The sequence below is a fragment of the Collinsella sp. AM13-34 genome (assembly GCF_003473055.1).
Taxonomy (GTDB): Bacteria; Actinomycetota; Coriobacteriia; order Coriobacteriales; family Coriobacteriaceae; genus Collinsella.
In genome coordinates this window covers 16889-40756 of record NZ_QRLE01000021.1, presented here as the reverse complement: position 1 = coordinate 40756, position 23868 = coordinate 16889, and the positions used below count along the sequence as shown (strand labels likewise).

Below are 23868 nucleotides of genomic sequence, written 5' to 3'. Positions count from 1 at the left end.
GCCCGGGTGTCCAGGGCGCGCGCCATGGCCGCCGAGGCGCGCCGCGACCAGGCCGAGCGGCAGGCCCGCATGGCCGCCTCGCTCCACGACTCGGTGGGCCAGCGGCTCACCGCCATCGTGACGCTCTGCGAGGGGCTGGGCGGGGGCACCGGAGACGAGCGGGTCGACGCGGCGGTCGCCGTCATCAACGCGGAGGCGCGCGCGGGGCTCGCGCAGACCCGCGAGACGGTGCGCGAGCTCGCCGGCCTCGTCGCCGACGCGGAGGAAAGGACGGGCGGCGGGCCGATCGACGCGGGCTGGGACCCGCGGGGGCAAGCCCCCGGAGACGGCGGAGGGAGCCCGAGATGATACGCGTGATGCTCGTCGACGACCAGGCATCGGCGAGGATGGGCCTCTCCATGATGGTGGGGCGCGACCCGGGGCTCTCCGTGGTCGCCACCGCTGACGACGGAGGGGCGGCGCTCGCGGAGCTCGCGCGCCGGAAGGGTACCGGCGAGCCCCTGCCCGACGTCGTCGTCTCGGACGTGCGCATGCCCGGGACGGGCGGCGTGGCGCTCGCCCGCGAGGTTGCCTCGCGCTTCCCCTCCGTGCGGACGCTTTTGCTCACGACCTACGACAGGGACGACTACGCGCTGGGCGGGCTCGCCGCCGGCGCGGCCGGGTTCCTGCTCAAGGACGCCACCGCCCGCGAACTGTGCCGGGCCGTCCGCGCGCTCGCCGCCGGCGACGCCGTGCTCACACCCCGCGTGACGCGGGAGGTCGTGGCCCGCGCCGTCCCAGGCGCCGCCGAGGACCCCGAGCGGGTCCGCCTCCTGGAGGCGCTCTCCTCGCTATCGCCCCGCGAGCTCGAGACGGCGTCCCTCGTGGGCGAGGGGCTCTCGAACGAGGAGGTCGCCGCACGCATGGTGATGGAGCCCGCGAGCGTCCGAAGGAACGTGAGCCGCGTGCTCGCCAAGCTCGGGCTGCGCGACCGCACCCAGCTCGCCGTGGCGTGGTGGAGGAGCGGGATGGGGTCACGGGGGTCGCGCGAGGGGTAGGCGACGGTGACTCACTCGTGAAACCGCATATCAGGTGCCCGAGGACCAGCTCCAGGGCGGCGGTGAGGTGACGCTCTCGAACTAGGAGCGACGGCTCGAACCCCGCTAAAGAGAGTCGTCCATGACGAGGGGCGCCCGCGGCGATTGCCGCGGGCGTTCTTTCACGCCTGCACCGCCTTTCGCTTTCAAGCGCCACCTAACAGCCCGGCCTGGTACCACTTGACGGCTATCTGGGTGCGGTCGCGCAGGCCCAGTTTGGCGAGGATACGCGTGACGGCGCGCTTGGCGCTCGCGGGCTGGACGGTAAGGCGCTCGGCGATCTCGGCGTTGGAGAGGCCGTCGGCGACGAGGGCGCAGACCTCGCGCTCGCGGTCGGTCAGCCGGCGGAACGCGCTGCGCAGCTCGGCCGCGCGCTTATCCTGACCGGAGGCGCGCACGCTCCGGGCGAGGACCTCGCGCGTGACGCGGGGCGTGAGCACGGCGTCGCCGTCGGCCACCGAGCGGACGGCGCGGCAGAGCTCGCCCGCGCGGACGTCCTTGAGGAGGAAGCCGGAGGCGCCCGCCTCGAGCCCGCCGAAGGCGTAGTCGTCCTCGTCGTAGGTGGTGAGCATGAGCACATAGACGTTCGGCCAGCGGCGGGTGATGGCGGCGGTGGCGTCGATGCCGTCGAGGACGGGCATGCGCACGTCCATGAGGACGACGCGAGGCAGGTCGCGCCCGAGCTCCTCGGCCCGCTCGATGCGGTCGATGGCCTGACGGCCGTCCTCCGCCTCGAGCACGATGGCGAGGCCCGGGTCGCGCCGCACCATGAGCGCGAGGCCCAGGCGGGTCTCGGGCTGGTCGTCGACGATCATGACGGGGATGCGCACGGACGCGGCCGCTCCCGCGATGCCGCTATTCGTCGCCATCGGGCTCCCCCTCCCCTTCGCCGGCCCCCACCAATGACGGCAGATGCGCCTTGAGGCACCAGCCGCCCTCGCCGACCGGACCGGCGGAGAGGGTTCCGCCCGATTCCCCGACCTCTCTGCGCAGGCGGGAGAGGCCCATGCCGGTGCCCGGACCCCCGGCCCCCTCGCCAGGGGTTCCATCGTCGCGGATTGCGACGTCGGCAGAGCCATCCCCGCCGTGGTCCACCGAGACCGTGAGCCGCGAGAGCCCCGCGGCGTGGCGCAGCGCGTTCGTGACGCCCTCGCGGCAGACGCGGAAGGCGAGGCCGGCCTGGGAGGGGTCGTCCGGGCGCACGCCCGTCTCCGTGAGGGCGGCCGTGACGCCGGCGGCGCGGACGGACCCAAGAAGAGCGGCGATCTCGTCCCAGCGATGCCGCTCGGCCGGCTTCTCGGTGGGCGCGGAACCCGGCAGAGCGGATGGCGCCGCCGTGCTCCTCGCCTCGCCCGCCAGCGCCCGCACGGCGCGGCGCGTGTCGGCGAGCCCCGAGCGCGCCAGCTCGTTGATGCTCGCGATGGCCCGGTCGAGCTGCTCGTCCCCGGTCGAGCTGCTCGTCCCCGGTCGCGCCGGCGAGCCCCTCCGAGAGCGCGACGATGGCCGTGAGGTCGTGTCCCACGGAGTCGTGCAGCTCGGCGGCGATGCGGCTCTTGGCGAGCGCGCGGTCGCGCTCCGCCTCGGCGCGGGCGGCCGCCTCCGCCTCCCGGAGGCGCTGCAAGCGGAAGCGCGAGAGCAGCGCCGCCCCGAGCACCAGCATGAGCGGGTACCCGATGCCGGCGAGCGACATCGCAAGCGAGGGGGAGGGCGATGCGGAGGCACCCGCGAACCCGTCGACCACGGCGGAGAGCGCGACGGTCGCAACGGCGGCGACGCCGCCCGCGGCCGCCTCGCGCCGGGGCGCGCGGGCCACGCAGGCGTAGAGCGCGACGAGCGGGAGGAAGTACACGTACGCGAGCGCGCCCATCACCGAGGCCAGCAGGCCAACGACCGACTCGAAGAGCACGGAGACGACCGGAAGGCGGTAGCGCAGGAACAGCGCCGCGCAGCCGACGGCCATGAGGACGAACAGGGCGGCCTGGGACGAGGGCGCCGACAGCGAGGGGTCCGCCCCCGCGAACACCACGCGGGCGAACATCGCCGCCTCCCACGCCACGCAGAGCACGGGCGCGGCGAGCCGCAGAAGGGGCGCGTCGTCCCACGCGTCCAACGGCGCGGCGGCGCCGGAAAGGCCCGGCCCGCATGGCCTCACGTCCAATCCCATCACCTCACATCCCGACACCACATTGTACGAGCACGCCGGGCGCTACTTCGCCGCGACGACGTCGCGCGTGCGGAGCCAGGCCGAAGCGAAGGCGACCGAGCAGGCCACGTAGACGACGCTCAACACGGCGATCTGGGCGATGTGCGGCGCGTCGAGCACCACGAGGGCGTTGCTGTTCATCCCGGACTGCATGAGCGCGTACGGGAAGACGTAGCCAAGGCCGCCCATCGCCGCCATGATCCCCAAGATCCCGCCACCCAGCCCGACGCCCACCGGCACGGCGAAGTTGCGCACGAGCATGGAAACGACGAGCTGTATGCCGCAGATGGCGAGGCTCCCAATCCAGCCCAGCACCACCTGCTCGGCGAACGACGCCACCGGGAAGGCGCCGGGCACGTGCAGGACGATGCCGCTCGCGACGAAGAACGCCGTCATGGCCGCGAACGCGACGAGGTCCAGGAGGGCGAGGACCGCGAGCTTGGCGACGAACACGTCGCGCGCGGGCACCGGGGCGACCATGAGCTCGTTCCAGTTGGAGCCCATGTGCTCGAGCCGCCACAGGTAGCTCGCGCCCGCGCCGATGAGCGCCGGGAGGAAGAAGTAGCAGATGAACAGGGTGTGCTGGGTCCAGAGGTTCTCCCAGCCGGGCGTGAGGAGGTCGAGGTTGGCCACGTAGTTGGCGCTCCCGATGAGCGCGGAGACGGCGGGCAGCGCGGCGAAGGCGGCCCAGACGGGCGCCCGGCGCATCTTGATGAACTCGGCGGATATGCAGGATGCAAGCATGATCAAACCTCCCTACAGCTCGCGGGCGGCGAAGGCGCGCCTGGAGGCGATGAACGCGGCGACGGTCACGGCGACGCAGACGGCGAGCCCCGCGGCCGGGAACGGCGCCGCCCAGAACCTCATGTGCTGCGAGGCGTCGTAGGCGCCGTCGACGAGGCGACACACGAAGAAGTACGCGCTCGGCACGAACCAGCTGAACACCGGAGGCAGGTAGGCGATGAAGAGCCCGAGGAAGCACAGGCCCACGCCCACGATCATCGGCGCGAACTGGTTGGCGGTGGCGAGGCAGACCGCCTGCACGATGGTGATGAGCATGGCGCACACGACGAACGTGCTGAGCGCGTAGCGGGCGAGCAGGGCCGGCCCCGGCAGGTTCTGTTGGAACCCGATCCCGTACGCGACCGCCGCCACGCCCGCCGTCTGGACGCCCACGACCACGGCGAGGATCAGGAGGCACGCCGCCCACTTGGCCGCGACCACGCGCCGGGCGTCCTCCATGGTGAGCAGCAGCTTCCACATGTTCGCCCGGTTCTCCACGTCGGTGACGGTGGAGGCCACGATGGCGCAGAGCAGCGGCAGGACGATGGCGTTCAGCTGCGGCAGCATGTAGAGGATGCCGTCGAAGTCAGGGTTGTGGCGCACGGTGTTGGAGGCGCCCGCGACGAGCCAGGCGAACTGGAACGCGAGCAGGCCCAGGCTCGCCAGCCACAGGTGCTTGCGGCGCGCCTTGGCAAACTCGAGCGCGACGGATTGGACGAGGCCGGGCTGGCCGGTGTCCGATGCAACAACTTGAGATGGCATATGTCTTCCTCCAGTCGAAGAATGTGAACTGCGATGTTCCATGCGAAGGGTTTTCCTGGTGCCGCAGATTGCCCCGAAAGAGGAGCGACGCGTACTTTGGTACGCGAGCAACGGTTTGATGGGCAAGGTGCGGTACCAGGGGAAGCCGCAGCGAAGCCGCTACAGCGTAGCCTCCATCTCCGTGAGCTTAAGGAATATGTCCTCCAGCGACTCGACGCGCTCCTCCAGCCGCACGACGCCGATGCCTCGCTTCGCGAGCCCGAGCGTCACCTGCCCGGCGGTCGCGTCGTCCACGGCCTTGATGCGCAGCCACTCCCCGTCGGCCACCGCGCCCGGCAGCGCCCCCGCCGCCGCGGCGTTGTCCGTGGTGCGCAGCGCCAGCCATCGGCGCGCGCGGGCGTGCAGGTCGGCCATGCTCCCCTGCCAGACCATGCGGCCCCTGTTGATGATGCCCACGTGGTCGGCCATCTGGTCGATCTCGGAGAGCAGGTGGCTGGAGACGATGACCGTGCAGCCGAAGCGCCTCGGCATCTCGCGCACGAGCTGGCGGATCTCGTGGATGCCGGAGGGGTCGAGGCCGTTCGTCGGCTCATCCAGGAGCAGCAGCCTTGGGTGCCCCATGAGCGCGGCGGCGATGCCCAGGCGCTGCCTCATGCCGAGGGAGAAGTGTCCGGCGAGCTTCCGCTGCGTCTTCGCGTCGTCCAGGCGCACGACCGAAAGGACCTCGTCGATGCAGCTCTCGGGCAGCCCGCGCAGGCGCCGCACGATCTCGAGGTTCTCGCGCGCCGTGAGGTGCGGGTAGCAGCTGGGGGCCTCGATGAGCGAGCCCACTTCGCGCAGCACCTCGAGGCGGTTGTCCGGGGTCATCTCCCGCCCGAGCACGACGGCCTCGCCGCCTGATGCGTGCACGAGCCCGAGCAGCATCTTCATCGTGGTGGACTTGCCCGCCCCGTTGGGCCCGAGGAAGCCGTAGACCGCGCCCTCGGGCACCTCGAGGTCCATGTCGTCGACGACCGTCGTGTCGCCGTAGCGCTTGGTGAGCCCGCGGGTGGATACGGCGAGGGACTCGCCCGCTGCCGCAGCGCGCCGTGCCATCGTTGTCGTCCATCCGGTCTCCCCCGCCGTGGCCATCGGACGTTCCAATGTCTGAGAAGCCATATCATGTTCCCTTCTCGTGAATCTCCGCAGCCGCGCCGTATCTCACGACGCGATGACATTCTTTCGCAGAAGGGACACGGAACCGGTGCCGCTGAGCCGGTTGACACCTTTGGGTGACAGCGGATATAAAAGGCAAGTCGCTTCACCCTGAAGCCAGCAAAACCCGCCCGAGAAGCGTGGAGGCCCTGGCGACCAGCAGCGTCGCCACAGACTGGCTCATCATGAGTCGAAGCGTAGAGGACCCGGGCGGGAGCTAGATGACGAACACTCAGCCCATGTGCGATGGCCTGGACTCCGGGCAAATGCCACCCGAGGACCAGCTCCTGGGCGGCAGGGAGATGACATCCTCAAGCTAGACGCAAGAAAAACCCGCCCGGCCTCCACACCAGAGCGGGATTCTCTTCATCGCTCAGGCTATATAGCGTCTCCGTAAAACCCCTCATGGCTATACTCACGCCACTTGAGGTACATCTCTCGATAGTTCTTCTTTATTAAACTTCTGGATGATGGCGATTTCACGGTCGGATAACTAACCACGATGCTGAAGCTCGGTATCCCCCATTCGCCCTGACAAAAAACTACGCGGAACCCGTCTCCGTCAGTCGACCATCACTGGCGTGGACGTGCATGCACTCAACGACGCAAAACGAGGTGAAATATAGGTAGTATCCAGCAACCATGAATTGGAAGTACTTAGGCATGATTCGTCCCAAGGAACTCCCTGTTGTTGGAAAAATAGCCCCGCACAATGCCAAGCTCCATGTCGTCCATGCTCGTCTCGAGAACGTTGCCTTCGCTGTCGAGAACAGCTGCCGTGGTGGGCGAGTTGAGATTGAGAACCCGGATTCGGTCATCATCCTCCTGGGAGAAGGCGTAGCCGTTCACAATCATGTCGGATGTACTCGCGACCGTCTCGATGTCAGGCATGAGCCACCTCCACATTTTTAATGGGAAAGAGGAACGCATCCGGGTCTATGTACAGGTCCTTAAGAATCGGCACGAGATCGATGTATTCTTCCTCGTCGCCCGCATTGTGCGCATACTTGGCGTCGGCAACGAGATAGCCCGCATCCCATCGCTTCACGCGGGTGTAGTGCTCAAGTGAATACGGAGCACGAAACCGAATGAGAGCGTCTCTAAATCGGAACTCCGTAAAGCCATTTGAATTGCCAAGGGTTGCCGTGTTCTGAACGTTCGTCTTCACCGCCATGGTCCCACCTCCAACTCAGCCTTTATCAATTCTACCCTTGCCATCGATAGGGCAGCCGATGCTCGGACAACATTGACAGGGCAGCGCCCGCTCGTGGGATGACAAATGCGCCAGGCAAATGTCAGGTTCGGTCCCGCTCGTCCTCCCGCCAGGCGGCGATGATGTCGATGAGGGCCGCGTCCAGGCGATGCGTGGCGTCGAGGATGGCGCGGGCCTCGTCGGCCTGCTCGCCCCGGAGCCGCCCTTCCTCGAGATCTGCGGCGAGGAGCTCGGCGTTGCCCTGGACGAGGGTGAGCGGGGTCTTGAGCTCGTGGGCGAGCTTCTCCATGCGCTTGCGCCGGGCCTCCTCAGCCGTCATCTGCTCCTCGAGCGAGGCCTTGAGCGAGACTCGCATGCGCTCCATCGCGGCGAGCACGTCGTCGACCTCGGCCACGTCGCTCGTGCCGGCGGGCTTGTCGAGGTCGTCGGCGGCAACGGCATTTGCCGCCGCCACGAGCGGCTCCATCTTGCGCGTGAGCACGCGGGCGGCGCGCAGGGCAACGAGGACGACCATGAGAACCGTGCCGATGATGGTCGAGGCGAGCCAGAGGTCCTGGGGGTTCGGCCAGGACGCGTCCCGTGCGCGGTCGGCCCAGTGGGGCATCATGTCCCAGGAGATTGCCGCCCAGGTACCATCGGCGAGCTTCACGGCCGCCACCTGCTCGTACGAGCCGGACGAGACGTCGGGGCCGGGGCGGGCGGACGTCTCACCGGCGGCAGCTGCGGAGGAGACCGACGTCTGGGCGCTGGCGAGTGCCTCCTCCCCCATGTCCGAGAAGAGGACGCTGCCCACGGCCGAAAGCTGCGCCCCGCGGTATGCGGTGGAGAGCGAGTCGGGATCAAGATGACCCGCCGAAGCGATGTCGCCGACAGTCTCGTCCGCATGGGTCGAGCCCCAGTCCGCCGGGAGTACCTCGCCGCGCGCCATCGCGCCGAAGAACAGTGCCCAGGGCCCGCCCACGGTCAGCAGCGCCCCGAACAGGACGAGGGCGAAGTAGCGACCGACTACGAGGGCAAGCGGGACGCGAATGCGGCCGTCCAAACCGCGAAGACGGCTCATCTCCCCGCCTCCCACTTATATCCGACACCCCACACGGTGGCGATGGGGTCGACGCCCGCAGCCCGGAGCTTGGCACGCGCCTTGCCCACGTGGACCGAGACGGCCGCGTCATCCGTCTCGCTCTCCCAGCCCCGCACCGCCTCGCGAATCTGCGCCCGGCTATAGGCACGGCCGGGGTGCTTGGCGAGAAACTCGCAGATGCCATATTCGGTAGGCGTGAGGGGGACGGGCGCGCCGGTCGAGCCGTCGGGAGCTGTCACGTTGAGCTCGCGCGCCCCGAGGTCGAAGCGTGCACGTCCGAGGTCGAGCACGCTCCGGCGCACCCGGCGCTCGCGGCGGAGCGACGCAGCCACCTTCGCGCGCAGCTCCGCCACGCCGAAGGGCTTGCGCACGTAGTCGTCGGCGCCGAGGCCGAGGCCCAGCACCGCGTCGTCCTCGGTGACCTTGGCCGTGAGGAACATGATGGGCCCGTCGAAGCGCTCCCGGACGAGGCGGACCAGTTCGAAGCCATCGAGACCGGGCATCATCACGTCCGTGAGGATGAGGTCGTAACGAGAGAGATCCATCGCAGGGACCGTCGTTGGGTCGTCGGCGCACTCGACCTTGTGACCGTCGCGGGAGAGAGCCCGCTCGAGCAGCTGAAGTATGGAACGGTCATCGTCGACCGCAAGGATGCGGGCCATCACACTCCCCCTCAATAGCGGATTTGCTCGTTCCATCCTAGTTCATGTTACCCGTGCGAGATCGAACGATGGCAGGCGCGTGGCGAGCGGAACGGCAGGCACCCCCGCGAGCTCACTCGCCCTTCCTCCCCTCTTCGAAGAAGCCAATCCAGACGAGAAGGACGACAAGGCAAATCGCCGTGACCACCAAGGCAAGGACAGAAGTCACCTCAAGCTGCCATATCACCGCGCGCAAACCCGTATCCGTGGCCAGTCCAAGCTCCACGAGCAGCGATCCCAGCCGCTCCGCCCAGGCGAACGGCACGTAGCCGAGCGCGCCTGAAGAGGCCGCGGTGAGCTCGCCGGTGACAAGCCCGTGCGCGAGGCCGCCCACGGCGAAGAGGGCGCAGGCGAGGCCCGCCGCGCCGACCCCGATGGCGGCGTTTCTGCCGAGGGCGAGCGCGAGCCAGACCGACGCGACGTAGAGCACGAGCGAGCCCGCCGCCATGCCCGCGGCGGCGCGAGCGTAAACCCCCGCCGAGAACGCGTCGCGCCCAAAGGCACCGATCACGCCGGCGAACGACCCGAGCGCCACCGCCATCGCAATGATGCCGAGCAGCCACAGCACGAGCACGCGCGCGGCGAGGGCGATGCGCCTCGACGGCACCGCGAGCAGGTTGGCAAGGCCGGACGCCTCGCGCTCACCGTCGACATCCAGGCCGCACACGATCGCGACCATGAGGGGCATGAGCGCACCGATAAGCTGGACGAACGCGTCCGTGCCGAGTCGCGGATCCCACGGCGCCACGCCGAAGTAGGCCCCGCAGGCAACGCCGGCGATAAGGCCGCACGCCAGGTGCAGTGCGATCAACGGGGAGCGCTTGAGCCGCACGCACTCCGAGAGCACGGCGCGCCATAGGGTCATCCGGGACGTCTGGCCAACGCTCGAGCCAACATGCCTTCCGCTTCCCATCACAGTTCCTCCGATCCCCTGAACCAGACCGCGCCGACGACCGTGAGCAGCACGAACGCCGCCGCGCAAACCGCGAGCGCCGCCGCCTGAACAGGCCCGAAGGACCCGATCGCAGCCGCGAGCCCGGGCGACGCCGAGAGCGGCTCAGCCGTGGGCAGCACAGGCAAGAAGGCGCTCGGCATGATGACAGAGGCCGCCGGCGGAAGCGCCCACCACAGGCCTCCCACCGCGGACCACGCGAAGCCCCCGCCGATCTGCACCGCAAGCGGGCCCAGCACGCCAGCGAGCATGCCGACCCGGCAGACAAGGAAGAGCGTCACCGGAATCATCCACGACGTCGCGATGACGCTCGTCACCGCAGCGGCCGCCATCGCGGGAACCGATGGCCCACCCGGGTTCACGACGGCACCCACGAGGTACACGGCGAGTACGCAAGCGTTCGAGAGCGCCGAGAGCGCGAGGCACCAGAGCGCCTTCGCCCACCAGGCCTGTCCGAGCGGAGCCGGGCTGGAGAGCGGCACGTGGCCGCGCAGCCGCGCATCGTAGTTGGCCACGCACGCGGAGATGAGCGTGAGCGCCACGGGCAAGAGCAGCACGTAGTAGTAGTTCCATGCCGAGAACGAGAGCCCGGCACTCATGCCGAAGCGCCCCGAGAGCGGGCCGAAGAGCAACGGGAACGGCAACGCAAGCGCGATGGCGACCTTGACCGGTGCGCCATGGGCGCTCTTCAGCGCCTCGGAGCGCAGAGCGCGGAAGAGGCCGGGACGGCGCGCGGATCCCGCCTGCGGCACCGGCTTCTCGACGCGCTCGGACACAGCAGCAGACCGGCTCATGCGGCCACCCCCGTCCGTCGGCACACGTCCATGAACAGGGCCTCGAGGTCCTGGCCCCTCTGAAGCGGCGCCTGGTAGGCGAGCCGGCCGCCCGTAATGATGCCGATGTCATCGGCCGTCTGCTCCACCTCACCCAGGATATGGCTCGATACGATGACCGTGATGCCGCGCTTGGGGAAGCTGCGGATGAGCCCACGCAGTTCCTCGATGCCGATGGGGTCGAGCCCGTTGGTGGGCTCGTCCAGGATGAGAAGCCGCGGGCTCGCGAGCAGCGCGATCGCGATGCCGAGCCGCTGCTTCATCCCCAGGCTGAAGCGCCCGGCGCGCTTGGACCCGGTGTCTTTAAGGTCAACCGTCTCGAGCACCTCGGCGATGCGGCCCTCGGGGATGCCCAGCAGCGTGGTGCGCACGAGCAGGTTCTCGCGCGCCGTGAGGTTGGGGTAGAGCGGCGGCTGCTCGATGAGCGAGCCGATGGAGTATAGGTCGCCGCGGCTCCAAGGATGCCCGTCGACCAGGATCTGCCCCGAGGTGGGGCGCAGCATCCCCGTGACCATCTTGAGCGTGGTGGACTTGCCCGCGCCGTTGGGGCCGAGCAGGCCGTACACGCGCCCCTCCCCCACGTGCAGGCTCACGCCGTCGACCGCCATCTGCGCGCGGCTGCCGCGGCCGAACCGCTTCGTGAGCCCGCGCGTCTCCAATACGTATGCCATGAGAGCCTCCATCCCAAGGATTACTTACTTGCAATTCCTAGGGTGAAGGCCGTTTCTAAAGAAGCGTTAAAGGCCGGAAGATAAACTCACGATAGCTGCCCGGGACAAGGGTCAACTGCAATTGGGGCAGGCCGCACAGCGCCTGCGGGGGCCTGCCGCCGATGTCGCGCATCGTCGGCGTCAACAACGTCATGGCACACAACAACTAGTGCGGACGGCGATCGAAAGACGGTCGCCGTCCGTCTTTCGTCTTCTACCTTCTGCGTCGTAAACGACAATACTCAGCGGTATACGTGGGCAGCGCGGCTATCATAGTACTTTATCGATATCCGCACTGCCCACGTATACGCGCGGCAACCCATGCCAGACAAAGGAACGCCATGGATACTACCGATAGCGCCTATGGCGACAAACTCATCCGTCTCGACACGTTCGATACCGCCGTGGCGGTCAACCCCAGCGCCGAGGACGACGCCAAGCGTCGGTTTATGACGCTTATTCTTCAAACGACCCGTCGCAACAACGGCAACATCGGGCACGTACTGCGCGCGACCAACACGAGCGGCGAGGTCTTTGCCGTCAAGCTACTCAAGGACAACGCCCTCCTTTCCGGCCAAGCCCCCGACCGCTCCGCCGAGCAATCGGCCGCGCACCTGGCCAACACCGCCGCTCTGTTCGAGGAGTACCGTCATCTGTGTACCGTCTCGCACCTGCGCGGATTTCCGCGCGTCTATGGCTACGGATCGTGCGAGGATGACCCGCTCATCCTCATGGAGTGGGTCGAGGGCACCTCGCTCAAGCAGGCGCTGCCCCTGCTTCCGCGCGACGCCTCGGGCGGGCTGACCACCCAGATGGTCGCCGCTGTCGGAAACGCCGTGCTTCGCGCGCTCTTGATGACCCAGGGGCTCGTGAATCCGGTCGTCCATCGCGACCTGTCGCCTGCCAATATCATGTTCCGCACCACCAGCCGAACGCTTGAGCAGCAGATTGACGATTGCTCCTTTGACCCCTGCCTCATCGACATGGGCTCCGCGACCATGGCCCTCGGCGACGACACGATCACCCGGCTCGCCGACATCTGGCGCTTTGCCACGCCCGCATACGCCGCGCCCGAGATGCTCACGCAGGATATCGAAGGCATCGCGGCCCTTCGCCGCTCGCCCGCGATCGACGTCTATGCGCTTTCGAGCATTCTGTACCAGCTCTACAGCGGTCGCAAACCGTTCGATGTTAAGTCGACGGGTGCCGCGGCAACCGGCTCGTTCTACCTCATAAAGACCAAGACCAAGCCGGCACCGCTCGAGCCGCGATGCGAGGGCGACAAAGCGCTTGTCCAGATCATCATGAAAGGCATCTCGGTCGAACAGGGCGATCGCCCTACCGAGCAGCAGATGCTCGAGGTGCTCTCGACATACCTCCCCGCTGCAGAATCTGAGGACCGCGAGGGCGCGGGCAATGACGCCGTAATCGGCATCGACTCCGGTACGCACCTTAAGGTCGACGTCGCCGGCGAGCGCGCACGAGAGATCCTGGAGCAGGCCTGTCACGATGCCATGACCCGCCGTCGCTTTATTATCGGCGGCGTCGTTGCAGTCGTTGCGGGGCTCGGCGTCATTGGCGCGGCGACCCGTGGCTTTGGCATCCCCGACTACCTGGACGGCATCCGCAGCTCTCTTGACGACTACACCTGGGCTCAGCTGCAGGAGATTTCGCTTAAGATTAAGGCCGCCGGGACCCGTAGCGAGGCACGCGAGATTGCCAAGCGCTATCATCTGCTCGATGCCGATGGGCATATCCCCTATCCGTGCACCAAGCGCGTGAGGCTCACCAACGGTCTGCACGTCGGCGCGCAGCTTGTGGGCATCCGTCACGACGAGCTTCTGGACGGGACGGGCAAGGCCGGACTGACGTTTATGTTCGATGCCGGCATTGCCGAGCGCGATGCTGCGGCTGAACCGCCGAGCGCCGGCTGGGCAGATTGTGAGCTGCGGGAATGGCTCGACAGCGACGGCCTTAAGCTGCTGCCCAACGAATTGCGCGCGCTCATCAAGTCTGTCAAAAAGATCTCGAATAACGTTGGCGCCGCCAGAAGCGCATCGTGCCTGAGCGAGTTGTCCGCAACCCTTTGGCTGCCCGCCATGGTCGAGCTGTGTGGTACGCAACCGCCCGATTCGTTTGCCGAGGGCTATCACTTTTTGGCCGACATCTACAACGGCGAGGGCAAGGAGTACCAACTGTTCCGCGAGCTTAAAGTGAGTCCGTATTCCACGAACGAGACGATGGTTCGCCAGTGGAAGGGCAAAGACACCTGTTGGTGGGAGCGCACGGTGAGTCCCGACACATCGGAGAGCGAAGGCACGCTCTACATGAACCGTGTGGGCCACGACGGCGACGTCTTTACGTGCGCAACGCCTGCGGAAAAGCCAAACAAGCGAACCTGCGTGATCCCCGGGTTCTGCATCTAGGCGGCGGGTGTCTTGCCGTAACGGAACCCCTCCCCGGCAAATGTCTTGATCTGTAACACTAGCTCGGCAGATACAGGTCTAGATGTTACAGAACGAGACAAACCCCAACCCCGCGAGACAACATCTCAATCTGTAACAGTAAGGGGTTAAAAACCGGCCCAGATGTTACAGATCAAGACATTTGAGTTGACCGCGGACGGTTTGTCTCGATTTGTAACAGTTAGAGGTCATATTTGCTGCTACATGTTACAGATTGAGACATTGAGTTTCCCGCCAACTGTTTGTCTTGATCTGTAACAAATACTCGGTAAAACGGGGTCTAGTTGTTACAGATCGAGACGTTAGTTTTCGGCTGAAATGTTTGTCTAAATCTGTAACAGCTATGGTTCAAAAACCGGTCCAGACGTTACAGATTGAGATGTTTGGCAGAGGCGACCATTGATCGAGCCGCCACCCTCATCTGTAATGAAAAGTCATACATTCCAACTATTACTGGACACCCCCAGGGGGTATGGGTGTATAGTATCTGCGGGTTAACAATTCCAACACCGAACTACAGAAAGGAGAAGCCATGGCTCAAGATAAGTTTGACGTGGGCGGCATGACGTGCGCCGCCTGCCAGGCGCATGTGGACCGCGCCGTGAGCAAGCTCGACGGCGTCCAAAGCGTCGCGGTCAACCTGCTCGCCGGTTCCATGATGGTCGACTATGACCCCGCGCAGGTCTCCCCCGACGATATCTGCACCGCCGTCGACCGCGCGGGCTATTCGGCCTCGCCCGTCAGTACGGGCACCGATGCCGCCAACTCAAACGGCAGCGCGCAAGCCAGGTCCGGCGCCGCCCATATGGAGTCGCCCACCAAAAAGCTGGAGGCTGTCGCCTCCGCCATGCGCACCCGCCTCATCATCTCGATCATCTTCCTCATCCCGCTGTTCTACATCGGCATGGGGCACATGCTCGGCTGGCCGCTGCCCAGCGTCTTCACCGACCACACCCACAGCATGACGTTGGCGCTCACCGAGCTCGTCCTGCTCATCCCCATCGTCTACGTCAACGACGCGTACTTTATCAACGGCTTCAAGTCGCTCGTGCACGGCGCACCCACCATGGACGCGCTCATCGCCGTCGGTGCCACCGCTTCCATTGCCTGGTCGCTCTACGCCATGTTTATCATGGCCGACCAGCTGGCCGCCGGGCAGGTGCACGAGGCCATGATGACGGGCATGAGCAACCTGTACTTTGAGAGCGCCGGCACGATCCTGTCGCTCGTCACCGTGGGCAAATACCTCGAGACGCGCAGCAAATCCAAGACCGGCGGCGCCATCGAGGCGCTCATTGACCTGGCGCCCAAGACCGCGACCGTCGTGGCCGAGGACGGTACCGAGGCCACCGTCGACGTCGACAGTATCCTTCCCGGCCAGGTGCTGCGTGTGCGCCCCGGCGAGTCTATCCCCGTCGACGGCGTGGTACTCGAGGGTAGCTCGGCCGTGGACGAGAGCGCGCTCACCGGCGAGTCCATACCCGTGGAAAAGACCGCCGGCGACACTGTCAACGCGGCCACCGTCAACCGCACGGGCTCGTTTACCTTCCGCGCCACGCGCGTGGGCGCCGACACGTCGCTCGCCAAAATCATCCAGCTCGTCGAGGACGCCAATGCCACCAAGGCGCCCATCGCCCGCATGGCCGATAAGGTCGCCGGCGTGTTTGTGCCCGTGGTGTTTGCGATCTCGGCCGTGACCTTTGTTGCGTGGATGGCGCTGACCGGTAGCGTAAACGAGGCGCTCACCTCCGCCGTGGCCGTGCTGGTGATCAGCTGCCCGTGCGCGCTTGGCCTGGCCACGCCTGTCGCCATTATGGTTGGCACCGGCAAGGGCGCCGAGATGGGCATTCTGTTTAAGAGCGCCGAGGCGCTGGAGAATCTGCGCAACGTGGGCACCGTGGTGCTCGATAAGACCGGCACCGTCACCCGCGGCAAACCGGCTGTGACCGATATCGTGGTGGCCACGCGCACTGACGGCTCGCCCGCCATGAGCGAAAAGGCGCTGCTCAAGCTGGCCGCCGCGCTGGAACGCCAGAGCGAACACCCACTGGCCGAGGCGATTATGGCCGAGTGCGAGACGCGCGGAATCGTCGCACGCATGGTCGAGGACTTTGCCGCCGTGCCCGGGCGAGGCATTACGGCACGCGAGGGGCAGAATGTCATCGCAGCCGGCAACGTGCGCCTGATGAGCGAGCTGGGTATCACCGTGCCCGCAGGACTTGCGGGGCGATTTGCCGCCGATGGCAAGACGCCGCTGTTCTTTGCCAAAAACGGTGAGCTTGCCGGTATCGTCGCCGTGGCCGACGAGGTTAAGGAGACAAGTGCCGAGGCCGTTACCGCGCTGCGCTCGCTCGGCGTCGATGTGCGCATGCTCACCGGCGACAACCGCGTGACGGCCGAGGCCATCGCCCGCCGCGTGGGACTCACCAGTGAGCAGGTTATCGCCGACGTCCTGCCCGCCGACAAGGAACGCCACGTGCGCGAACTGCAGGATGCGGGCAGCAAGGTCGCCATGGTGGGCGACGGCATCAACGACTCCCCCGCCCTGGCGCGCGCCGACGTTGGCCTCGCTATCGGCACCGGCGCCGACATCGCCAAGGAGGGCGCCGACGTGGTGCTCATGCGCAGCGACCTCATGGACGTCGCCCACGCCATCGAGCTGTCGCGCGCCACGATTCGCAACATCAAGCAGGATCTGTTCTGGGCGCTGTTCTACAACGGCATCGGCATTCCACTCGCCGCGGGTGTGTTCTTCCCCCTCACCGGCTGGCAGCTCTCGCCGATGTTTGGCGCCGCGGCCATGAGCCTGTCGAGTGTCTGCGTCGTAAGCAATGCTCTGCGCCTGAAATCCTTTAAGCCTAAGACGGCGCACTGATGCACCCGACCTTGCCCCTCAAACCGTCGCTCGCGTACCCAAGTACGCTTCGCTCCTCTTTCGGGGCAATCTCAGGCACCTCAGCGCACCTTTAAGATGACGCTGTTCACGACTAAACTGTCAGATAATCTCAATCGATAAGGAGTACACCCATGCATTACACAATTAAGACTTCCGGCCTCATGTGCGGCCACTGCGACGCTACTGTCGAGACCGCGCTGCTCAACGTGGCCGGCGTGACCGATGCCGACGCCGATCACGAGACCCAGACCGTCCAGGTAGAGTGCGCCGACACCGTGACCGCCGAGCAGCTCGCCGACGCCGTCGAGGGCGCGGGCGAGAAGTTCCACGCCCTGTCCGTAACCGCCGCGTAGCAGCTACCAGAGGCATTCGACCCCATCGACCAGAAACGAGGACCCGCCATGATGGCAGACCACAAATCGGTGACCCGCATGCTCAAGACGGCGCGCGGCCAGATTGACGGCATCTTGCGGATGGTCGAGGAGGATCGCTATTGCGTCGATATCTCCACGCAACTCATGGCCACGCAGGCACTCATCGCCCGCATCAACGCCGATGTGCTGAAGGCACACATCGAGGGATGCGTCGCGTCGGCCATCGAATCGGGCGACGAGGAGCTCAAGGCCGCCAAGCTCGCCGAGATAGAGCGCGTCGTCGACAAGCTCGCCAAGTAATTGGTGCAAGGGGGGGGCAGGTGCGTTTGCACCAAAAGGGGTATAAAGGCGTGCAGCATATCGAACGAAAGGCAATTCGCATGAATGACTTTATGAAGGGTCGCAACGGCGCCGACGAGCTCACCATCGTGCTGGGCTTCATAGGAATTATTTTCGCGATGGTCGGATCGATGGCCCGTATCCAGTGGCTCAGCTGGATCGCCATCGCCGTAATCGCACTCGGCGTGCTGCGCGGCTTGTCCAAAAACATCGACGCGCGCCGCAAGGAAAATGATGCCTTCGTTGCCGCGACTGCCAACGTCCCCTGCCTGGGCAAGTTCGTCGCCAGCCTGGGCGGTGGAACTGCAGCGGCCAGCACCTCGCGCGCAGCCGGAACGAGCAAGGAAGACTTCGAGCGTGCCAAACGCACGGCTAAGAAGATGTGGAAGGGCCGCAAGACCACGGCCTACCTCAAGTGCCCCAGCTGCGGTCAGATGCTGTCCGTCCCCAAGGGCAAGGGCAAGATCCGCGTCACCTGCCCCAAGTGCCACGCCAAGATGGAAACGCGCTCCTAGCAGCTACACCATAGGAATACTAAAAGCCGAGGCCTCGTGTTGAGCCCTCGGCTTTTTTGAACGCGGCATAGGAACCGTCCCTTTGTCACACCTACGCTACGCCATCGCGAGCGAGCTCCTCTGCCAGGGCTTCTGCCGGCATGGCCATAATCGTGTCGAGCTCGGCGTCCACCTCGGGAATGCGCTTCACCTTGAGCTTGCGCACCAGATCGCCACGGCACATCACATGCATCGGCTCACGCAGAGCGCGCAGGTCATCGAGCGGGTTCTCGCGCGTCACCAAAATGTCGGCCGCCTTGCCACACTCGATCGTACCGGTCTCGCCGCCCAGCCCCAGTAGCTCAGCATTGACCTGCGTAGCCGTATGCAGTGCGAAGGCATTGCTCGCGCCCACGTACTTGGCAAAATAGACCACCTCGCGCCACATGTCGTACTGCGTCACGAACGGGCAGCTCGAGTCCGTGCCCAGGCCCACCTTGATACCGGCTTCCAGTGCTGCACGAGCGCTCTCGATAATGCCCGAGCACACGATGTCGCCGTTCTTCTTTTGCGTGTCGGTCGAATGGGTCTTTTCCGGATCGAGCAACACAAACGGCAGCGCTGGACTAATCGTGCAGGTCACGCTCGGCGCGCGTCCCTCGAGCTGTGTTCCCGCGGCGCCGCGGTACAGCTCCAGAATCTCAGGCGTCAGCGGAGCGCCGTGCTCGATTGTGTCGACGCCGGCCTGAAGCGCGGCCTTCACACCTTCGGTACTCTCGACATGGGCCATGACCGGAAGGCCAACCTCGTGCGCCGCCTTGCACGCCGCCGCGGCGACATCGAGCGGCATGCGCAGCACGCCCGGCTCGCCCACTTCGGTCGCATCGAACACGCCGCCCGTCACGAACAGCTTGATGACGTCGGCACCGCGCGCATACAGATCGCGCACCTGTTCGGCCGCCTCGCCGGGGGTATTGGCGACCTGCGCGAACAGCCCCGCGCCGTGACCACCCGGCACCGTGACACCCGTTCCCGGCGCCACCAGACGCGGACCCTGATACTTGCCGGCGTCGATAGCGTTGCGCACGGCAAGATCGGCAAACAGCGGGTCGCCCGCACCGCGCACCGTAGTCACGCCGCTTGCCAACTGTTGCTGGGCGCTGCCCTTAAGAATGTGGCGCACGATGGCGCGCCCCACGGGATTATCGAGCTTTTTCATCAACGCACCCGCATCGCCCGCCGAAACCGGCTTGCCCGAGCCGCACAGATGCACATGCATATTGATAAGACCCGGCATGAGAAACGCCCCTGCCAGGTCGATGACCTCGGCACCTGCAGGCGCCTGCGCCACAGCACTCGGCCCCATCCAGGTGATGATGCCACGCTCGACGGCCACGGCCATATCGGGCTGCGGCTCCATATGCTCCGAACCATCCAGAACGGTCGCATTGATAAACAACGTGGGACGATCAGCAGACGCCATATCGAGCTCCTCCCCCTCAGAAAACTTCAACATTTGTCCATTATTACCTAGCGCGGCGGAATTGCTGCGGACATATCGGTTAACGGAGGGAAGAGAGGGACCTGGGAAGCGAAACGCGCTGCAGACCCAACGCGGCGACACCAGCAAAACGTCTCGATCTGTAACAGGAAGACAGTCTTTGAGCCTCTAGTTGTTACAGATCGAGATTTTCAGTCGTGCGTCCAACCTTTGTCTCAATCTGTAACAGTTGGGTCGAATTTTAGCCGTTAGATGTTACAGATCGAGATATTCTCCAGCCCCGTCGTCAAACGTCTAAATCTGTAACAGGTAGACAGGTTTTCGGCCTCTAGCTGTTACAGATTGAGATCTTTTAGCGGTAGCCAACCTTCTGTCTCGATCTGTAACAGTTACGAGGCCAAACGGCCCCTTGTTGTTACAGATCGAGACAAACTCGGCAGGAACAACCACATCCGCGTCGGTTGCACCCCTCAGCGTCCATACCACTGGCGTCTCCATTCCTCAGCCAAATCGGCCCACTGCGGAATGCCCGCCAGTCTCATCTTTTCAGCCAGCTTCCCCGGATTCTTGAGCTCATCAAACGTAAACCTCAGCACCTTATGTCCGAGCATCGTCAGATGAGACTCTCGCTGACGTTCTGCCACGAATGGGTCGACCGACTCCCGACCCTCGTCGTTCTGTAAGGCATACTTTCCCTTTCCATCGAGCTCGCCAATCACGCACGTCCCGTCCTCGAGCCTCCAGAAATAATCAACGCGAAACACTTGGCTCGAATCAAGCGGGTCACGAAACTCCACTTGCAACTCTGGCACCGGAAAACCGTATGCAATAAAGAACGCCCGAAAACGAGACTCGCCACCGTTTTCGGACAGCCCGTCCGCATGCGACGCAATCACCTGAGCTCTGCGATACCCGCGTCTGCCCTCGCAATCGGCCTGGAGCCGTTCGCAGAGGTCGTCGCGCGATATGCCCTTCGCCCGCAGCGCAGAATCGGCGATCGCCAGACCATACGAAAACGGCGCACGCAGCAGACAATCCTCTACCGTGCGCCAAAACGGCGTCACTCGCACGCCGTCGACGCGCTCAAGCGCACCCGCCGCCTGCGGACGCAACAGCCGGCATCCTGCACTCAGCGGCACCGAGCAACCTGTCTTAACAAGAAATCGCGGCCCGAGCAGATCATTCGGCACCTCCAGACCCCACAAAAGGGCCACGTCGTAACCCCAAAACGCCCAATCTGGATGAAACTCCGCAAGCCCTCTGACGGTACGCAGCGCTCGCTCCGCCGGCGTCAGTACATCCCAATCATGTTGAAAACAGAACAAATACGGCTCGGGCTCCGCAATGTCATCGGTCCCCACATGACGCCGCAGCCACATGAGCTCGGCATTGTCGTGCGTCACAAGCAGCACGCCTAGTTCAGCCGCCTCCGTGAGCCTGGCAAGCATCCTATTCCGCGCCAACGTGTTGCGAGCCGTATGCTTGTGTTTGAAAACGGTATTAGACACTTCCATCACCACCACATCGGACAAATGGACCATTGTCACCGTTACCTCCGCTGATAAACGTCTTGATCTGTAACAGTTAGACGTTCTCCGGGCCCCTAAACGTTACAGATTTAGACAAACCAGCGGCGCCCAAGTATTCGTCTCGATCTGTAACAGGTAGACCGGTTTTTTGTCCCTAAACGTTACAGATCGAGACATAAAGGCAGAAGGCAAGGCAGGCGACAACCGTCCATCCCCTACTCCCATTCCTGTTCGTAGATGTTGAGCGACTTCACATACCGCCCCTGGGCGCCCATGATGTCGCGGACCAGGCGCAAAAAGAAGCTGATGCACGAGGTGTCGAAACCGTCCTCCAGGTCCTCGGGATGCACCGCGCCCGGCCCGTCGACCGCCGTGTCGCTCAGGCGCGCGATATCATACAGGTAGAGCTGCCCCGCCGTCAGCCAGACATCGTCGACGCACGCGAGTCGCACCGCAATCGCACCATCGTTCCAATGCTCCTTTTGCACGATATGTGGGTCGTAGACGTCAAAGCGACGGTCGGTGCGCGTGTCCTTCAGCACGACCATGCCAGTCGCGGGATCCTTGTCCAAAATGCCAAAGCGCGAGAAATACTGCGTGTCACGCACCTGCTTAAGTCGCCCGAGCGAAGCAGGAGAAATTGACGCTGGCGGCTCGTCCACATACAGCTCCAACAGCGTGCTGCCGTGGTAATAGGGGCGCTCAAACAGCAGCCAATCGGTAAACGCCATGTTGTAGGCCATGATTTCGTTTTGAGAAGGTTCCTCGCAATAGCTCAGCCACGGATCGACGATAATCTCGAACTGCTCGCGCGCCGGCTCCAGAAATTGAAACTTCCGCAGCATCCAAAAGTGAGCCATGTCGGCAATATCGTTGCCGACGGCCTCGGCCAGCTGCGCTCGATCAAAAACTTGGTCAGTCATGGCATCCTCCTCAAACTGATGGACCTCAATTTGAGCTTACGAGGAGGGTGGGCAACCGAGGCAAGCGCGGGCAAAATAGGCCTTCGACTGCAAACCAGATGCTAACCAAACACTTGACGGGACACTTGACCGAATGAGTCCACCGCAACAAAACCGCAGGTAGACATAGACAGCCAACCCGCCCTTTTGAGCCAGATGCCCGCAGCCACCACAGAAACAACAGGTGACCACAGCCCAAGAAGTCGACAAATGAACACCCGTACGTCGACAAACGAGCAAATCGCTCGCAAAGAGTGTCCCCAACGACTAGACAAAAATGACTAGTCATTGGGGACGTTCTTAAATGACTACTTTACAGCTCCAACGCCTCGGCGACTTCGGCGGCGCAGGCCAGGGCATCGGCCATAGCACTCACCACGAGCGAGCTGCCGTTGCGGGCGTCACCGGCCACGTACACCGGTGCGGCATCCGCGGCGACACCCTCCGTGCGAGTCGCGAGGTGCGAGCCCTCGGCAGCCATCACCGGCAGCGGACGACCAGCGGTGGCAACAGGCACGCCCACCGCATCGAACACGCCGTGCTCGGGACCCGTAAAGCCGCAGGCGATGAGCACCAGCTGCGCCGGCACCTCGTGCTCGGAGCCCGCAATGCGCTCGGGCTTTCCCGCCGACCAGTCCAGATCGACCACGCGCAGACCCGCAGCCGCACCCTTCTTGTCCAGCAGCACCTCGAGCGTATCCACGCCCCAGGCACGCATCTCGCCACCCATCGCAGCGATAGCCTCCTGCTGGCCATAGTCGGTCTTCTTAACGTTGGGCCACTGCGGCCAGGGGTTGCTCGCCGCGCGCTTATCGGGCGCAGCCGGCAAGAACTCAAACTGGCGCACGCTGTGCGCGCCCTGACGCACCGCGGTACCCACGCAGTCGTTTCCAGTATCGCCACCGCCAATGACCACAACGTCCAGGCCGCGCGCGTTCACCGCGGGCTCGCTACCATCGAGCACCGAGACGGTCGAAGCCGTCAGGTAGTCCACCGCGCACACCACGCCCGGAGCATCCACGTTCGCAGCCGAAAGACCGCGGGGTGCACGAGCGCCGGCAGCCACCACGACAGCGTCAAAGTCATCGAGCTCGGCCGCCACCGCAGGGTTCGTAACGTCGACACCCAGCTCAAACACAATGCCCAGTTCGCGCATGAGCGCCACGCGACGCTCGACCACGGACTTCTCGAGCTTCATGTTGGGAATGCCGTACATGAGCAGGCCGCCCGGGCGGTCGTCGCGCTCAAACACCGTCACGCGGGCGCCACGACGCGCAAGCTCCCATGCTGCCACCAGACCAGCAGGACCGGAGCCCACCACGGCAACCGTGGGCGCGCCCTCCCCTGCCGGCTCAAAGCGACGCGGGCCGCCGTTTGCCCATTCGCGGTCGCTGATCGCACGCTCGTTGTCATGGATCGTCGTGGGCTGGCCATCGACCGAACCCAGGTTGCACGCGGCCTCGCACAGCGCCGGGCACACGCGACTCGTGAACTCGGGCATGGGCGAGGTGAGCGACAGACGCTCGGCAGCCTCGTCCCAGCGGCCGCGGTACACCAGCTCATTCCACTCGGGAATCAGGTTGTGCAGCGGGCAGCCACTCGGGCGCGCCTTGCCAAAACTCGCGCCCATCTGGCAAAACGCCACGCCGCACATCATGCAGCGGCTCGCCTGGGCGCGACGCGCATCGTCATCGAGCTCCACGTACAGCGGATCAAAATCATGGCTGCGCTCCTCCACGGGGCGAAGCTCGTGAGTCACGCGATCGATATCAAGAAAAGCACCGGGCTTACCCATGGCAC

Annotated in this window: 23 protein-coding genes and 1 pseudogene; 7 read left to right on the top strand and 17 right to left on the bottom strand. The window is 65.1% G+C overall.

What is annotated here, in order from left to right; all coding sequences use genetic code 11:
• Positions 1-348 (top strand): histidine kinase (locus DW151_RS08705; RefSeq protein ID WP_233543380.1); only part of this gene is annotated, 348 nt, incomplete at its 5' end.
• Complete coding sequence (locus tag DW151_RS08700; protein WP_118335425.1) at positions 345-1037, top strand: response regulator transcription factor; 693 nt, start codon at positions 345-347, stop codon at positions 1035-1037. The genes DW151_RS08705 and DW151_RS08700, both read left to right, overlap by 4 nt.
• A gap of 185 nt (positions 1038-1222) precedes the next feature.
• Here DW151_RS08700 and DW151_RS08695 read toward each other — a convergent pair whose 3' ends face one another.
• From DW151_RS08695 to DW151_RS08635, 13 genes and pseudogenes are all read right to left on the bottom strand, one after another.
• Positions 1223-1945 carry a response regulator transcription factor gene (locus DW151_RS08695; protein ID WP_233543379.1) on the bottom strand — a complete coding sequence of 241 codons (723 nt, stop codon included), beginning with the start codon at positions 1943-1945 and terminating at the stop codon, positions 1223-1225.
• A complete protein-coding gene (locus DW151_RS10775; RefSeq protein ID WP_233543378.1) occupies positions 1932-2444 on the bottom strand; it encodes a hypothetical protein in 513 nt (170 codons plus the stop codon). Before DW151_RS10775 ends, DW151_RS08695 begins: the two co-directional genes overlap by 14 nt.
• 100 nt (positions 2445-2544) lie before the next feature.
• Positions 2545-2736, bottom strand: a pseudogene (locus DW151_RS10920) (histidine kinase); the annotation flags it as partial.
• A 546-nt stretch (positions 2737-3282) separates the two neighbouring features.
• Positions 3283-4023, bottom strand: coding sequence for an ABC transporter permease (locus DW151_RS08685; protein ID WP_118335422.1), 741 nt, complete (start codon positions 4021-4023; stop codon positions 3283-3285).
• A 12-nt stretch (positions 4024-4035) separates the two neighbouring features.
• Positions 4036-4824, bottom strand: coding sequence for an ABC transporter permease (locus tag DW151_RS08680; RefSeq protein ID WP_158571683.1), 789 nt, complete (start codon positions 4822-4824; stop codon positions 4036-4038).
• Between the two features lie 159 nt (positions 4825-4983).
• Complete coding sequence (locus tag DW151_RS08675) at positions 4984-5982, bottom strand: ATP-binding cassette domain-containing protein (RefSeq protein ID WP_118335419.1); 999 nt, start codon at positions 5980-5982, stop codon at positions 4984-4986.
• Positions 5983-6675: 693 nt separating this feature from the next.
• Positions 6676-6909, bottom strand: a complete 234-nt coding sequence (locus tag DW151_RS08665) for a hypothetical protein (RefSeq protein ID WP_118335417.1) — start codon at positions 6907-6909, stop codon at positions 6676-6678.
• Positions 6902-7192, bottom strand: a complete 291-nt coding sequence (locus DW151_RS08660) for a hypothetical protein (protein ID WP_118335416.1) — start codon at positions 7190-7192, stop codon at positions 6902-6904. Before DW151_RS08660 ends, DW151_RS08665 begins: the two co-directional genes overlap by 8 nt.
• Before the next feature lie 121 nt (positions 7193-7313).
• Complete coding sequence (locus tag DW151_RS08655) at positions 7314-8291, bottom strand: histidine kinase dimerization/phospho-acceptor domain-containing protein (RefSeq protein ID WP_118335414.1); 978 nt, start codon at positions 8289-8291, stop codon at positions 7314-7316.
• Positions 8288-8974 (bottom strand): response regulator transcription factor, encoded by a 687-nt coding sequence (locus tag DW151_RS08650; protein WP_118335412.1) that lies wholly within the window; start codon positions 8972-8974, stop codon positions 8288-8290. The genes DW151_RS08655 and DW151_RS08650 overlap by 4 nt, the downstream gene beginning before the upstream one ends.
• 112 nt (positions 8975-9086) lie before the next feature.
• Positions 9087-9926, bottom strand: a complete 840-nt coding sequence (locus DW151_RS08645; RefSeq protein WP_118335410.1) for an ABC transporter permease — start codon at positions 9924-9926, stop codon at positions 9087-9089.
• A complete protein-coding gene (locus tag DW151_RS08640; RefSeq protein WP_233543377.1) occupies positions 9926-10759 on the bottom strand; it encodes a bacteriocin ABC transporter permease in 834 nt (277 codons plus the stop codon). The genes DW151_RS08645 and DW151_RS08640 overlap by 1 nt, the downstream gene beginning before the upstream one ends.
• Positions 10756-11469: a lantibiotic protection ABC transporter ATP-binding protein gene (locus DW151_RS08635; RefSeq protein ID WP_118335408.1), complete on the bottom strand. Its 714-nt coding sequence runs from the start codon at positions 11467-11469 to the stop codon at positions 10756-10758. The genes DW151_RS08640 and DW151_RS08635 overlap by 4 nt, the downstream gene beginning before the upstream one ends.
• 380 nt (positions 11470-11849) lie before the next feature.
• On the opposite strand from DW151_RS08635, the gene DW151_RS08630 reads away from it, so the two are divergent.
• The 5 genes from DW151_RS08630 to DW151_RS08610 all read left to right on the top strand — a co-directional run bounded on the left by DW151_RS08630 (position 11850) and on the right by DW151_RS08610 (position 18097).
• Entirely contained in the window at positions 11850-13934 is a 2085-nt protein-coding gene (locus DW151_RS08630; protein ID WP_118335407.1) for a DUF6273 domain-containing protein, read from the top strand.
• Between the two features lie 571 nt (positions 13935-14505).
• Positions 14506-16848, top strand: coding sequence for a cation-translocating P-type ATPase (locus DW151_RS08625; RefSeq protein WP_118335405.1), 2343 nt, complete (start codon positions 14506-14508; stop codon positions 16846-16848).
• 152 nt (positions 16849-17000) lie between these two features.
• Entirely contained in the window at positions 17001-17222 is a 222-nt protein-coding gene (locus DW151_RS08620; RefSeq protein ID WP_118335404.1) for a heavy-metal-associated domain-containing protein, read from the top strand.
• A gap of 48 nt (positions 17223-17270) precedes the next feature.
• Positions 17271-17543, top strand: a complete 273-nt coding sequence (locus DW151_RS08615) for a metal-sensing transcriptional repressor (protein WP_118335402.1) — start codon at positions 17271-17273, stop codon at positions 17541-17543.
• 80 nt (positions 17544-17623) lie between these two features.
• A complete protein-coding gene (locus DW151_RS08610; protein WP_118335401.1) occupies positions 17624-18097 on the top strand; it encodes a hypothetical protein in 474 nt (157 codons plus the stop codon).
• 91 nt (positions 18098-18188) lie between these two features.
• Here the strand turns inward: DW151_RS08610 and DW151_RS08605 are convergent, their stop codons facing one another.
• The 4 genes from DW151_RS08605 to DW151_RS08590 form a co-directional block, all read right to left on the bottom strand.
• Positions 18189-19559 (bottom strand): amidohydrolase family protein, encoded by a 1371-nt coding sequence (locus DW151_RS08605; RefSeq protein WP_118335399.1) that lies wholly within the window; start codon positions 19557-19559, stop codon positions 18189-18191.
• Between the two features lie 488 nt (positions 19560-20047).
• Positions 20048-21118, bottom strand: coding sequence for a hypothetical protein (locus DW151_RS08600; protein WP_118335398.1), 1071 nt, complete (start codon positions 21116-21118; stop codon positions 20048-20050).
• Positions 21119-21321: 203 nt separating this feature from the next.
• Positions 21322-22029 carry a hypothetical protein gene (locus tag DW151_RS08595; protein ID WP_118335396.1) on the bottom strand — a complete coding sequence of 236 codons (708 nt, stop codon included), beginning with the start codon at positions 22027-22029 and terminating at the stop codon, positions 21322-21324.
• Positions 22030-22381: 352 nt separating this feature from the next.
• Positions 22382-23863, bottom strand: a complete 1482-nt coding sequence (locus DW151_RS08590) for a glutamate synthase subunit beta (protein ID WP_118335395.1) — start codon at positions 23861-23863, stop codon at positions 22382-22384.
• Positions 23864-23868: the final 5 nt, after the last annotated feature.